The sequence below is a fragment of the Roseovarius faecimaris genome, from assembly GCF_009762325.1.
Taxonomy (GTDB): Bacteria; Pseudomonadota; Alphaproteobacteria; order Rhodobacterales; family Rhodobacteraceae; genus Roseovarius; species Roseovarius faecimaris.
Genome location: NZ_CP034348.1, coordinates 1,163,947 through 1,177,567, shown reverse-complemented (window position 1 = coordinate 1,177,567; position 13,621 = coordinate 1,163,947). Strand labels below are relative to the sequence as shown.

The following is a 13,621-nucleotide window of genomic DNA, read 5'->3' as shown; positions in this document are numbered from 1 at the left end:
AAGAGCAGGTCTCGCTCTTTTCATCTATCTCCAGATAGTCAAATTCCAACCGTGATGACGCTCACAACGGCCAGATGAAGGGGATGATCGCCGAGGCCAGCAACCCGATACTGAGGTTGAGCGGAATGCCCACTTTCATGAAATCGGTGAAGCGGTACCCGCCGGGGCCATAGACCAGCGTGTTGGTCTGATAGCCGATGGGCGTGGCAAAGCTGGCCGACGCCGCCACCATCACCGCCACCACCAGCGGGCGCGGATCGACCCCCATGGCCCCGGCAAGGCCGATGGCGATGGGCGTGACCACCACCGCGACGGCGTTGTTCGACACCATTTCTGTCAGCACCGAGGTCAGAAGGTAGATCGCCCAGACCACGAGGAAGGTCGGCAGGATCGACAGACCGGGGGCGATGGCCTCTACGATCAGGCTGACCGCGCCCGAGCTTTCCAGCGCCGCCCCGATGGCCAGCATCGAGAAGATCAGCGCCAGCAAACGCCCGTCGATAAAGGAAAACGCCTCATCCGCATCAATGCAGCGGACAATCAGAACAAAGGCCACGGCGATGGCGCTGAGCATGAAGATGGGGGCCACGCCCAGCCCGGCCAGCACCACGATCATCGCCAGGGCCGCAAAGGCCAGCGGCGCGTGGCCCCGGCGGAAGGCCCGCGCGGAAGGGTGCGAGACATCGACCATATCCATTTCGCGCGCGAGCCTCTGAATATCTTCGGGCGCGCCTTCCAGAAGAAGCGTGTCGCCCACGCGCACCACCAGATCGTCCAGCTGGCGGCCAATGTTCTGGTTGCGCCGGTGCACCGCCAGCGGATAGACGCCATAGCGCCGCCGCAGCCGCAGCGCACCAAGCGACCGGCCCACCATCTTGCAGCCCGGCGTGATCAGCACCTCGACCGTGGTCGTCTCCACCGCCGAGACCTGATCGACGCGCTTGAGTTCCTTGTTGCTTTGCAGGCTCAGAAGCTCGGTCATCTGCGTACGCAGCACCACCCTGTCACCGACCTGAAGCGTCACCCCCTTCAGGTTGCGCCTGAGCGAGAGATCGCCGCGGATCACGTCAATCAGACGCACGCCTTCGCGTTTGAAAAGCTGCACGCCGGTCACTTCGCGCCCAATGAGGTTCGACTCCGGCGGGATCACGGCCTCGGTAAAGAACTTCATCCGGGACTTGTCAGACAGCAAATCGGCCATGCTGTCCCGGTCAGGCAGCAGGAACGGCCCGAAGAAGCGCAGATAGATCATGCCCCAGATCACCAGGATGATGCCCAGCGGTGTGACCTCGAAAATCGTGAACGGCTCCAGCCCCTGGGCGCGCGCCACCCCGTCAACCAGCAGGTTCGTGGAGGTGCCGATCAGCGTCAGAGTGCCGCCCAGAATGGCCGCATAGCTGAGCGGGATCAGCAGCTTGGAGGCGGTCAGGTCGAGCGACCGGGCAAGCTGCACGAAAACCGGGATCATCACGACAACCACCGGCGTGTTGCTGACAAAGGCCGAGGCGATGATGACAAAGCCCAGCAGCATGGCGATGGCAAGGCGCGGATTGGTCTTGGCCTTGCGGTCGGCCATCGCGGTGAAGGCATCAAGCGCGCCGGTGCGCACCAGCGCCCCCATCACGATGAACATCGCCGCAATGGTCCAGGGCGCGGGGTTCGACAGCACATTGAGCGCGGCCTCATAGGGCAGCACCCCCAGCGCCAGCAGCACCGCCGCGCCGCTCATCGCCACCACCTCTGTGGGATAGACCTCACGGATGAAGAGCACGAACATCGCCAAGACCACGAGCAGGGTCAGAACCGCCTGCCCGTCCTGGGACACTTGCAAAAATTGAACCACTACCGTGCGCCTCGCTCAAGGGTTTGCGTAGTGTCGCCGATGCCCTCGTCGGGAGCAAGCGCGATCCGGGGGCGCGGCTGGACCAGCGCCATGCCCAGCATCATCACGCCCATCGCGGCCCAAACCCAGAGCGAATAGCTTTCCGACAGCATGACCATGGAGGACAGCACGCCAAATCCGGTGACCACATAGGCCGATTGTGCCGCAAAGACCGATCCGGCCCGCCCCACCAGCCAGACATAGGTGGCATAGACCAGCGCATGCAGCGCGGCCCCGGTCGCGAGCGCAGTCTCGGCCCGGCCGAATGCGGCAAAGGGATTGACCCATTGCCCGCTGACCCATGCGGCGGGCGCGGCGATGACCAGCCCCACCGCCGAGGCCCCGACAACCACCTGAAGCGGGTCGAGGTCCTGCGTGCCCCATTTCATCACCAGGTTGCCCTCGGTCGCGTAGAGCGCGGGGCCGCACAGGGCGATGAGCACCCAGAAGGCCGCCGTTCCCTCAGGCAGGCTGGCGTCGGGCGCCACCAGCAGGAGCACCCCGATGAAGCCGAAAATCAGGCCGAAGAAGCGGCGCATTTCGAACCGTTCATTCCCCAGAAGGATTGCGATCGGCAAGGAGAACATGACCGTGGTCGTTGCCGCGATCGACATGATGCCACCGGGCAGGTAAATTGCTGAAAGGTAATAGAAAATATCGGGTAATACCGCACCGCACAGCGCCACCATGATCAGCAGCTTCAGATGCCGCCTGCGAAAGACGAGCGCCTTGCCGCGGAGCATGGTGATCGTCCCGAGAAAGAGCGTCACGACAACCAGCTGCCAGAAGATCAGCCCCATCGGCATATGCCCGGTGCTGACCGCGATCTTGGCCAGTGGTATGGTCAGACCCCAGCCGACCCCCATGGCCACCAGCACGGCCCAGAGGCCGAGCGGGGCGGTCATGGCCCGGCCTGTGCCAGGCGCCCGCCCTGCCGGACCATCTCGATACGGGTGGCCTTGCCGGTCGCATCATCGGTCTCGATATAGACACCCGACAGCGTCGCCTCGCCCATCGCGGGGCTGAAACGCTCCTTGTTCATGCCGGTGACAAAGCGGCGCATCGGCTCGGCCCGGTCCATGCCGATCACGCTCAGGTAATCGCCGCACATGCCCGCATCCCCCAGAAACGCGGTGCCCCCCGGCAAAAGCTGCGCGTCCGCCGTGGGAATATGTGTATGGGTGCCCACGACAAGGCTCGCCCGGCCATCGCAGAAATGGCCCATCGCCATCTTCTCGGACGTGGCCTCGCAATGCACATCGACAATCGCCGCCTGAACCGCCCCGCCCAGCGGGTGCGCGCGCAAAGCGGCGTCCATGGCCGAGAACGGGTCATCATAGGCGCGCTTCATGAACACCTGGCCCAGGACCTGGGTCACAAGCACCTTGCGCCCGCGCGCATCGGAAAACACCCGCGCGCCCTGCCCCGGGGCCACTTTGGAAAAGTTGAGCGGGCGAATGATGCGCGGCTCGCCCTGGATAAACTGCAGCATGTCCTTCTGGTCAAAGGCATGATCGCCCAGCGTCACGCAATCCGCCCCCGCGTCCAGCAAAAGCTTGGCGTGACTGCCGCTCAGCCCCATGCCACCGGTGGCATTCTCGCCATTGACCACGACAAAATCGAGCCGCCACGCCTCGCGCAGTCGCGGCAGGTTTTCGGTGATCGCGCGCCGCCCGGCCCGGCCCATCACATCGCCCAGGAACAAGATCTTCATGGAATCGGTGTTAGGTGGGGTTGGTGAGAAGGGCAAGCACAGAGATGCGCTGCCGCTTCGTCTTGATCGAAATACTCCCGCTCGAGGCTCCGACTATCGCCCAGGGCATATGCGGCTGGCGGGTATGAAAAAGGGCCGCACGGAGGCGGCCCTTCTCAGTTCTGTGGCGAGAGCGGCGTCGTCTGACCCGTTCAGGTGAAACGACTTTCGCTCGGCACGTTTCGCAATTGCGAAACGCTTGCTTACATCATGCCGCCCATGCCGCCCATGTCGGGCATGCCGCCGCCCATGCCGCCAGCACCTTCCTTGGCGGGCTTGTCGGCAACCATGGCTTCGGTCGTGATCAGCAGACCAGCCACCGAGGCAGCATCTTCCAGCGCGGTGCGGACCACTTTGGCGGGGTCAATCACACCATAGGCAAACATGTCGCCATATTCTTCGGTCTGTGCGTTAAAGCCGAACTTGGGATCGTTCGATTCGCGGATTTTGCCCGCGACCACGGCCCCGTCGACACCGGCGTTTTCAGCGATCTGACGCAGCGGCGCTTCCAGCGCGCGGCGCACGATGGCGATACCGTTGTTCTGATCGGCGTTGTCACCGGCCAGACCTTCGAGCACTTTGCCTGCCTGCACCAGAGCCACACCGCCGCCAACGACGATGCCTTCCTGCACAGCGGCGCGGGTGGCGTTCAGCGCGTCGTCCACACGGTCCTTGCGCTCTTTCACTTCGACTTCGGTCATGCCGCCAACGCGGATCACGGCAACACCGCCGGCCAGCTTGGCCACGCGCTCTTGCAGCTTCTCACGGTCGTAATCCGACGAGGTTTCTTCGATCTGGCTGCGGATCTGGGTCACACGGGCCTCGATCTCGGCCTTTTCACCGGCGCCGTCCACAACAGTGGTTTCGTCCTTGGTGATTTCGACCTTCTTGGCCGAGCCCAGCATGTCCATGGTCACCGACTCGAGCTTCATGCCGAGGTCTTCGGAGATCACCTGACCGCCGGTCAGAATGGCGATGTCCTGCAGCATGGCCTTGCGGCGGTCGCCGAAGCCCGGTGCCTTGACGGCGGCAATCTTCAGGCCACCGCGCAGCTTGTTGACCACCAGGGTCGCCAGCGCTTCGCCTTCCACGTCTTCTGCGATGATCAGCAGCGGCTTTTGCGACTGGATCACCTGCTCGAGCAGCGGCACCATCGGCTGCAGCGACGAGAGTTTCTTCTCGTGCAGCAGGATGAGGCAGTCTTCGAGCTCTGCGGTCATCTTGTCGGCGTTGGTCACGAAATACGGGCTGAGGTAGCCACGGTCGAACTGCATGCCCTCGACCACGTCGGTCTCGGTTTCCAGGCCTTTGTTTTCCTCGACGGTGATCACACCTTCGTTGCCGACTTTCTGCATCGCGTCAGCGATCTGCTGACCGATCGAGGCTTCGCCGTTGGCCGAGATGGTGCCGACCTGTGCCACTTCGGCGCTGTCGTTCACTTCGCGGGCGGCATCCTTGATGGCGGCGACCACTTTGCCGGTGGCAAGGTCGATACCGCGCTTGAGGTCCATCGGGTTCATGCCGGCGGCAACGGCCTTCATGCCTTCTTTGACGATGGCTTGCGCCAGAACGGTGGCGGTGGTGGTGCCGTCGCCGGCTTCGTCATTGGTGCGGCTGGCCACTTCTTTGACCATTTGCGCGCCCATGTTCTCGAACTTGTCTTCCAGTTCGATTTCCTTGGCCACGGACACACCGTCTTTGGTGATGCGCGGAGCGCCGAAGGATTTGTCGAGGACCACGTTGCGGCCTTTGGGGCCCAGCGTCACCTTGACGGCATCGGCCAGAATGTTCACGCCGCGCAGCATCTTGCCGCGGGCATCGGTGTCGAATTTGACGTCTTTTGCAGACATATCAGTTGCTCCTGATGTTCAGAAATTTCGGTTAGGTCTCAGACGATCCGGGGGGTTCAGGCGGCTTTGGCGGCCGCGTCGGATACCATGACGCCCAGAATGTCGCTTTCTTTCATGATCAGCAGCTCTTCGCCGTCGATGTTGATCTCGGTGCCCGACCATTTGCCGAACAGAACGCGATCACCGGCCTTCACGGCCATTTCGATCAGCTCGCCATTGTCCTTGCGGGCACCGTCGCCACAAGCAACAACTTCACCTTCGCTGGGCTTTTCCTTGGCGCTGTCGGGGATAATCAGCCCACCAGCGGTTTTCTCTTCGCTTTCAACGCGACGGACCAGCACGCGGTCATGCAGCGGTTTAAATGCCATGTCTTTGGCTCCTTGGCTCAAAGTTTCTCCCAAATGACCCCTTGCGGGATCATTAGCACTCACCCTTGTCGAGTGCTAACGGCGTATAGCTAAGGACAGTTCCCCAGGCTGTCAACACGCGTGGAAAAAAATTTTCATATCATTTGCAAGGTGACGGGCACGGCACTAATCTGCGCGAAAACCAAGAACAAAGATGAGGCGATGATGCGGCTTTTCCTTTCATTTCTGGTCTTTGCGCTGATGCCTATCGTGGCCTTTGCCCGGTGCGAAGGCACGGACCTGATCGCCGCTTTGCCGGCCGAACAACGCACGGATCTGGAAGAGCGGGCATCACAGACGCAGTTTGGCGAGGGGCTGCTTTGGAGTGCTGCGCGGGGCGACACCACGATCACATGGTTCGGCACCTATCATTTTGCCCACCCACATACAGAGGCGCATCTCGACACGCTCAAGCCGCTGATCGAAGGGGCCGATGCGGTCTATCTGGAAGTGTCGAATGACGATCAGGCCAGGCTCGAAACCGAGATTGCCAGCGACCCATCCATCATGTTCATCACCGAAGGCCCCACCCTTCCGGATCTTCTGGGAGAGGCGGATTGGCAAAGATATAAATCCGCGATGGCTGACCGGGCGATCCCCGGCTTCATGGCCGCCAAGTTCAAGCCGATGTGGGCGGCAATCCTGCTGGGCGTCGGCCCCTGCGAAGCACGCGCAGGCGTCATGGAGGAGGATGGCATCGACAAGCGGATTGGTGACCACGCAGCCGATATCAACAATCCAAGCAGGTCGCTGGAGGATTATCGCACGCTTCTGACGATGATGGACAGCTTCCCGCAGGAGGATCAGCTCGACATGATCCGGCTGTTCTTCGTCTGGACGGGGGATGCCGATGACATGGCTTATACCCTTCGCCAGCAATATCTGAATCAGAAGATCGCGATGATCTGGGAGCTGTCCCGCATGATCACGCTTGAGACCGGCGGAGAGACGGCAGAAGAGGATTTCACCCTGATGGAAGAGCTTATGCTGGTCCGGCGGAACACAGCGTGGGTTGAGCTTCTTTTGGACGAGGCTGAAGGCAGGAACGTTTTCGCCGCCGTGGGCGCTGCGCATTTGCCGGGCCCAGATGGTGTGTTGCACCTGCTGGAGAAAGAGGGCTTTACAATCACGCCCCTGCCGTTTGACCCGTAGCGGTCAGATAAATCCCTGCCCTAAAGGTCGGCCGAAACATCCAGGCCGCTGTCGCTGACCGCATAGATCCCCCGCGCGGCGCGAAAGAACCAGCCCGAGTGATTATCCGCCATGATTTGCCGGGCACGGGAGACGCCGGTCTCGCGCGCCACCTGGGATGCCTTTGTCGGGCCATGCGCGGCCAGATACGCCACACAGCGCAGCGCATCCTGCTTGTAGGCGGTCATCACCTGCCCGCGCGTGCCGCCGGCATTGGGGTCTCCGTCGCGCGCCTTGAATTCCTGCATCAGCCGCGCTGCGCGAAGTTTCGATTTGCGCGGGCGGAACTCGGACGGGTCGCAATGCGCCTGCACCCTGCCCTCGGGCAACGCAACGCTCAGCACCCCGATCCCGAGCCGCTTGCACAGCCCGATATTGCCCTTGAACGCCCGCCAGCCTGCCTTGCCCTGCCAGCGCGGCACGGCGACATAGACCTGATCCGTCACCGCCTGGCGCGCCACGGCCTGTTGCAGAAGCGTCAGCGAAAACCCTGTCTTCAACTCGACCACCACCGGCTCCGCGCCGTTACGGCAGGCCATCACATCCGCCGCCCCCACCTCGGCCTTGACCTCATAGCCCAGAGCCTCAAGCCAGGCTTTGACGGGCGGATAAAGATCGGTCTCGGCGGGTTTTGTCATGAATGCAATTTGGCCGCAGCCAAGCCGGGTGACAAGCCCCGTGACCCGGCCTATAAGGCGCGCAAAATCACGCTTTATACGAGGCCCGACATGACCACTCTCGTCTTTGGACATAAATCTCCCGATACTGACAGCACCGGCTCGCCGATCCTGTGGGCCTGGTACATGAACGAGGTCAACGGCGGCGGCGCCGAGGCCGTTCTGCTGGGGGAGCCGAACACCGAGGCCGCCTTCATGCTGGAGCGCTGGAACCTGCCCAAGCCGCGTATCATCGAGGATGTCGAGGCCGATCAGCCCTGTGTCATCGTCGACACCAACAACCCCGCTGAACTGCCCGCCTCGATCAATGCAGCCGATGTGCAGGCGATCATCGACCACCACAAGCTGGTGGGCGGGCTTGAAACCAAAGGCCCGATCGAGATCACCGTGCGCCCCCTGGCCTGCACCGCCACCATCATGATCGACCTGATGGGCGACGATGCCGACCGCATGCCCGACTGGGCCAAGGGTGCGGCGCTAACCTGCATTCTCAGTGACACGCTGGAGTTCCGCAGCCCCACCACCACACCGCATGACCGTGCCACCGCCGAGCGGCTGGCCAAGGATCTGGGCCTCGACATCCCGACCTATGCCGCCGAGATGTTCGCCGCGAAATCCGATGTCTCGTCCTTCTCCGATGCCGAGCTGATCCGCATGGACAGCAAGGAATATGGCGTCGGCGACACCACCTTCCGCGTGTCTGTTCTGGAAACCACCGCCCCTGCCATCGTGCTCGACCGCAAGGACAGCCTGATGGAGAGCATGAAAGGCGTCGCCGCAGAGGATGGCGTCGATCAGGTGCTGCTGTTCGTGGTGGACATCCTGAAGGAAGAAGCCACGCTGCTTGTCCCCAATGACCTGGTCAAGAGCGTCGCCGAGAAAAGCTTTGGCGCGTCGGTCTCGGGCGATACGGTCGTCCTGCCCGGCATCATGAGCCGCAAGAAGCAGATCATCCCCAACCTCGCGGTCTGAACCCGCCAATTCGCCGGGCCGGGCGCCGCCTGATCGGTGGCCCGGCTCGTGCGGCCTTGCCCGCACCGCAATAGCGGTTTGCGCTCCCGGGTTTTGCCCTTACAATTGACGTTGGGGAAAGGGGTGGTCGCGATGAAGCGAACGCGCGCACTTATCGGCACAGCGTTGATATCTTTGCTGCTGAACGCCGGGCAGCTTCTCGCAGAAGGGTTGCTGGACGGGCAGGTCTTTTCGGGAACCATCGGACCGGTCGAAAACCCGGACCTGGCTGACAGTCTTTTCTTCAGCGACGGTTACTTCTGGTCCGACATCTGCACGCGCTGCGGGTTCATGCCCGGCCGGTACGATGCGCGGGAAACCCAGAGGGGCATTGTCTTTACCGGGACGCTGGAAAGCGACAGCCGGGGGCGGTTTGAGTATTCCGGCCTGGTTGCCCCCGACGGATCGGTCGATGTCGAGATACAGTGGGAGCGCCGCCGCTGGTACTGGACCTCACAGCGCAAGATCGCCTTTGTCGGCACGGCCCAATCCGGGCATGGCACCACCTCCCTCAGCGCCATTCAGGAGCGCATGAGCGCAATCGATCCCGGGTCCAACCCGCTATGCGACCGCTTCTGAAGCGCTTATGGAACATGCGCCGGGCGCTGGCTGTCTATGCGGCGCTTCTGACGGCTGGCTGGTTCATCGGTCATTGGGTGCATGGCTTTGCCGTTCCCGAAATGCGGCCGATGAACGAGCCGACGATCCACAGGCTCGTGACCACCGCGCTGATCCTTTTTGTGGTTGCCGCCGCGATTCCCTTTGTTCCGGGGGCAGAGATCGGCTTTGCTCTGTTGCTGATCTTCGGCGCCCAAGCGGCGCCGGTCGTCTATGTCGGCATGGTCGGTGCACTGGTCCTGTCCTACAGCGTGGCGCGGTTTGTCCCTGTGCAAGCGCTCGTGCGGGTGCTGTCCTGGCTGGGCCTGCACCGGGCGAGCGATGTTGTCGAGGAGTTGTCCCGGCTGGACCCGAGCCACCGCTGGCAATACATGGTCGACCGGATGCCGCCCCCCTGGCTGAGCAAGGCCCTGCGAAACCGATATCTCACGCTGGCTGTGCTGTTGAACACGCCGGGCAACTCCCTGATCGGCGGCGGCGGCGGGATCGCCTTTCTGTCCGGGTTGTCGCGGATGCTGTCCTTCTGGTCTTTCCTGGCGGTGGCCCTGATCGCCGTGCTGCCGGTGCCTCTGGCTTTTGTTCTGATCGCCTCTCTGTGATGACCGGACGCCCTCTGTTCCGGTGACTGCGCGATTGCCCGCTTCACCCTGTCTGTGCTACCTTTGCGGCAACGAGGCGGAGCAGGCCCACACGGACATGACGGCACTCAGCAAATATCAGCGGCTGGAAGCGGCAGGGCTCTGGCGCCCTGCGCCGGATGCGCAACGCACGGATGTGATCATCTCGATTGGCGATGCCACGCTGACCATCACCGACACGCGCGACCGGGCCCTGGCGCATTGGTCGCTGGCCGCGGTGGAGCGGGCCAATCCGGGCCAGCGCCCGGCCATCTTCTTTCCCGATGGCGATCCCGGCGAGACGCTGGAACTCGGCGAGGATGAGGCCGAGATGATCAAGGCGATCGAGAAGCTGCGCAGCGCCATCGCGCGGGGGCGGCCGCATCCCGGCAGGTTGCGGCTGGTGATGGTTCTCGCGGCCCTCGCGGTGCTGATCGGGCTCGGCGTTTTCTGGTTGCCGAATGCGGCGCGCGACCATGCGGTCCGGGTTGTTCCACAGGTCAAGAAAGCCGAGATCGGAGCCGCGCTTCTGACCCATCTGCAGACCGTGACCGGCCCCCCCTGCCGCGCGGGGGACGGGGCACAGGTGCTGACCCGGCTGGCCCGGCGTATCCCCGCGCCGCACGGACCGGGACAGGTGCTGGTGATGCGCGATGGGGTGGCCCCGTCGGCGCACCTGCCCGGCGGCACGGTCCTTCTGAACCGCTCTCTGGTGGAAGATTATGAAGACCCGGACGTGGTTGCGGGGTATCTGGTGGCCGAGCGGCTGCGGGCAGAACTCAACGACCCGCTGCGCGACCTGCTGACCCATGGCGGGCTGAGCGCCAGCGTGCGCCTGCTGGCGACCGGCGCGCTGAAGGACGCAACCCTCAAATCCTACGCCAAGATCGTGCTGACCCAGCCCCCCGCCCCGCTGTCTGACGACGTGCTGCTGGCCGGGTTCAACGTCTGGAAGATCCGCGCGCGGCCCTATGCCTATGCGGAGGATGTCTCGGGTGAAACGACGCTGGGCCTGATCGAGGCGGACCCCTTCGCCGCCGAGGCCCCGCCGCCGGTGCTGAGCGATGCGGACTGGCTTCGGCTGCAAGGCATCTGCGGAGGATAGTCCGGTAGGGTGCGTGCTTGCCACGCACCACGCCGCTTTGTCACCGGATCATGTTCATCTTGGGCCGCTTCATCCTGCGCGCCTCTTGCGGCAGATGCCGGTTGAGATAGCGGTTGGCCAGCCCGAACACCCCGATGATGCACATGGTCAGCAGGATGAAATAGCCTGCAAGGATCGGGTATGGCACGAAGGGGTTGAACGTCTTGTCGGCAAAGAAATTCGCATAATAGAGCGCATCGCCACGCTGCCCCCAGCTTGGAAAGCCCGAGAAGAAGACCAGCGTCGTTGCGTGAAACAGAAAGATCGCCTCATTGGTGTAGGCCGGCCAGGCCAGCCTCAGCATGGTCGGCCAGATGATCTTGCGAAAGCGCGGCCAGCCGGAAAAACCATAGGCATCCGCCGCCTCGACATCGCCCTTGGGGATGGAGCGCAGCGCGCCATAGAAAATCTCGCCCGAATAGGCGGCTGTGTTGAGAAACAGCACGATCAGCGCGCCCAGCCAGGCCGCCGTGAACGGGTCGAAGATCGGGCTGACCTGCTTGAGCGACAGGAAGGCGAAATAGGCAAAGAAGAACTGAATGAAGAGCGGTGAGCCTCGGAAGATCAGCACGAACCATTCAGCGGTTTTGCGGATGATCCGGTTGTTCGACTGTTTGCCCAGGGCCACCGCTGTGGCCAGGAAAAAGCCGAAGATCAGCGCCAGCACGCCGAAATAGATGTTCCAGATCATGCCCGAGCCGATCAGCGTGAACTGCTCACAGAGCGTATACTCTGTCGGCAGGCGCCGCTCGCCGATGCCCACGCTGCGCAGGGCGTAGTCCTGGATGGTCTGCCAACAGCTCACGCCCCTGCCCTCCGCTGCGCTTCGCCGCCGGTGGTGGCCTGGCCATGGGTCAGCCTGACCATCAGCCGTTCAAGGAAAAACTCCGACACCTTGGTGAAGCCCAGATAGAAGACCAGCAACACGAAGAAATACCACATCCGCCAGTCGCCATGAGGATAGTCGGTGAAGCGGGGATTGGCCGTACCGCCCAGCTCTCGCGCCCAATAGACGATGTCCTCGACCCCCAGCAGGAACAGAAGCGGCGTGGCCTTGATCAGCACCATCCACAGATTGCCCAGACCGGGCAGCGCATAAACCCACATCTGTGGCACCATGATCCGCCAGAAGGTCTGACGACGGGTCATGCCATAGGCTTCGGCCGTTTCTAGCTGCGGACGCGGCACGGCGCGCATCGCGCCATAAAGCACGTTGGCCGCAAAGGCCCCGAACACGATCGCGAAGGTCAGAACCGCGAGGAAAAACCCATAGGTTTCATGCACCCATTGCGGCGCCTCGCCCAGCGGCAGCTTGGCCGCCTGGCACACGACAAAATCGTTGCCCTGCCGGATCGGCTCTTCCCAATCCGGGCATTTGATCTTGTGGCGCACATATTCGAACATCTGATCAAGCGCGATGACGAAGAACAGGAAAAATGCAATGTCAGGAACGCCGCGCACGACAGCAATATAGCCCTTGCCGATCCAGCTGACTGGCCAGATCCGCGAGCGCGCGGCGGAGGCGCCCGCAAAGCCGAAGGCCAGCGCGGTGGGCGCGGTGATCGAAAGCAGCAAAAGCACCGTCCCGAACGACCAGTAAAACGCCATATGCTTGCCGGTCGTCAGGTAGCAGGACAACCAGCTCAGGCCTTCAAGGACAGTCGGATCGGCGCAATAAGAAAACATGTGTGAAAAGCGGGGCCGTCAGACAGCCCCGCCCTTATGTTCTGGCGTTACTCGAAAGTCTCGCCGATTTCCCATTTGGTGATCAGCGCGTTGAGCGAGCCGTCATCCTTCATCGACTGGATCGCCGCGTCGAACTTGGCTTTCAGTTCGCCGTCGCTTTCGCGCACGCCCATGCCGACGCCGCCGCCGATCATCTCGCTTTGCTCCAGCATCACCAGCTGACCATCCTCGGCCGCGATGGGCGACAGGTAGGATTTGTCGGCCAGAACCGCATCCGCCTCACCGTTGCGCACGGCGGCGATGGTTTCTTCGGGCGTGGCAAACTCCACAAGCGTGGCACCGGATTCAGCGATGAACGCCGCCTGAATGGTACCGGTCTGGGCCGCGATCACGCCGCTCGACACATCCACATCCATCGACATCGCCAGATAGGCGGAGGGGTCAGGAAGGGTATAGTTCTGAGTGAAATCAATCACTTCGTCGCGCTCGTCGGTGATCGACATACCCGCGATGATGGTGTCGTAGTTGCCCGAGACGAGGTTCGGGATGATGCTGTCCCACTCGTTGGTGACCCATTCGCAGGTCAGCTCAGCACGCTTGCAGAGCTCATCGCCCAGCTCGCGCTCGAACCCGTCGACCTCACCGGCGTCGTTGATGAAGTTCCACGGAGGGTAGGCGCCTTCGGTGCCCATGCGCACCACATCCATTGCCATCGTCATGCTGGCGCTCAGCGCCAGAGCCGACATGCCAAGAACAAGTTTCTTCATATTGATCTCTCCCTAGTT

14 protein-coding genes are annotated in these 13,621 nt (G+C 62.6%); 5 read left to right on the top strand and 9 right to left on the bottom strand.

Annotated elements, in window-relative coordinates; all coding sequences use genetic code 11:
- Positions 1 to 61: 61 nt before the first annotated feature.
- The 5 genes from EI983_RS06205 to groES form a co-directional block, all read right to left on the bottom strand.
- Positions 62 to 1,777, bottom strand: a complete 1,716-nt coding sequence (locus tag EI983_RS06205) for an SLC13 family permease (RefSeq protein ID WP_246162387.1) — start codon at positions 1,775 to 1,777, stop codon at positions 62 to 64.
- Between the two features lie 65 nt (positions 1,778 to 1,842).
- On the bottom strand, positions 1,843 to 2,787 hold the full coding sequence (locus tag EI983_RS06200; protein ID WP_157706515.1) for a DMT family transporter: 945 nt from the start codon (positions 2,785 to 2,787) through the stop codon (positions 1,843 to 1,845).
- Positions 2,784 to 3,596 carry a TIGR00282 family metallophosphoesterase gene (locus tag EI983_RS06195; protein WP_157706514.1) on the bottom strand — a complete coding sequence of 271 codons (813 nt, stop codon included), beginning with the start codon at positions 3,594 to 3,596 and terminating at the stop codon, positions 2,784 to 2,786. The genes EI983_RS06200 and EI983_RS06195 overlap by 4 nt, the downstream gene beginning before the upstream one ends.
- Positions 3,597 to 3,838: 242 nt before the next feature.
- Positions 3,839 to 5,485, bottom strand: a complete 1,647-nt coding sequence (gene groL / locus EI983_RS06190) for a chaperonin GroEL (protein WP_157706513.1) — start codon at positions 5,483 to 5,485, stop codon at positions 3,839 to 3,841.
- Between the two features lie 56 nt (positions 5,486 to 5,541).
- Positions 5,542 to 5,853 (bottom strand): co-chaperone GroES, encoded by a 312-nt coding sequence (groES, locus tag EI983_RS06185; RefSeq protein WP_157706512.1) that lies wholly within the window; start codon positions 5,851 to 5,853, stop codon positions 5,542 to 5,544.
- Positions 5,854 to 6,054: 201 nt separating this feature from the next.
- Between groES and EI983_RS06180 the strand changes: the two genes are divergently transcribed.
- A complete protein-coding gene (locus EI983_RS06180; RefSeq protein ID WP_157706511.1) occupies positions 6,055 to 7,044 on the top strand; it encodes a TraB/GumN family protein in 990 nt (329 codons plus the stop codon).
- Positions 7,045 to 7,064: 20 nt separating this feature from the next.
- On the opposite strand, the gene EI983_RS06175 is transcribed toward EI983_RS06180, so the two are convergent.
- Positions 7,065 to 7,721: a DUF2161 domain-containing phosphodiesterase gene (locus tag EI983_RS06175; protein ID WP_157706510.1), complete on the bottom strand. Its 657-nt coding sequence runs from the start codon at positions 7,719 to 7,721 to the stop codon at positions 7,065 to 7,067.
- Between the two features lie 90 nt (positions 7,722 to 7,811).
- Between EI983_RS06175 and EI983_RS06170 the strand changes: the two genes are divergently transcribed.
- From EI983_RS06170 to EI983_RS06155, 4 genes are all read left to right on the top strand, one after another.
- Complete coding sequence (locus tag EI983_RS06170; RefSeq protein WP_157706509.1) at positions 7,812 to 8,732, top strand: manganese-dependent inorganic pyrophosphatase; 921 nt, start codon at positions 7,812 to 7,814, stop codon at positions 8,730 to 8,732.
- Between the two features lie 132 nt (positions 8,733 to 8,864).
- On the top strand, positions 8,865 to 9,350 hold the full coding sequence (locus EI983_RS06165; protein WP_157706508.1) for a hypothetical protein: 486 nt from the start codon (positions 8,865 to 8,867) through the stop codon (positions 9,348 to 9,350).
- Positions 9,335 to 9,988, top strand: a complete 654-nt coding sequence (locus EI983_RS06160) for a hypothetical protein (protein WP_157706507.1) — start codon at positions 9,335 to 9,337, stop codon at positions 9,986 to 9,988. The genes EI983_RS06165 and EI983_RS06160 overlap by 16 nt, the downstream gene beginning before the upstream one ends.
- 97 nt (positions 9,989 to 10,085) lie before the next feature.
- Entirely contained in the window at positions 10,086 to 11,111 is a 1,026-nt protein-coding gene (locus EI983_RS06155; RefSeq protein ID WP_157706506.1) for a hypothetical protein, read from the top strand.
- Positions 11,112 to 11,151: 40 nt separating this feature from the next.
- On the opposite strand, the gene EI983_RS06150 is transcribed toward EI983_RS06155, so the two are convergent.
- Genes EI983_RS06150 through EI983_RS06140 form a run of 3 tightly spaced genes read right to left on the bottom strand, consistent with a single transcriptional unit; the run spans position 11,152 to position 13,603 of the window.
- On the bottom strand, positions 11,152 to 11,955 hold the full coding sequence (locus EI983_RS06150; protein WP_157706505.1) for an ABC transporter permease: 804 nt from the start codon (positions 11,953 to 11,955) through the stop codon (positions 11,152 to 11,154).
- A complete protein-coding gene (locus EI983_RS06145; RefSeq protein ID WP_157706504.1) occupies positions 11,952 to 12,836 on the bottom strand; it encodes an ABC transporter permease in 885 nt (294 codons plus the stop codon). The genes EI983_RS06150 and EI983_RS06145 overlap by 4 nt, the downstream gene beginning before the upstream one ends.
- 47 nt (positions 12,837 to 12,883) lie before the next feature.
- Complete coding sequence (locus EI983_RS06140; RefSeq protein WP_157706503.1) at positions 12,884 to 13,603, bottom strand: transporter substrate-binding domain-containing protein; 720 nt, start codon at positions 13,601 to 13,603, stop codon at positions 12,884 to 12,886.
- Positions 13,604 to 13,621 lie beyond the last annotated feature (18 nt).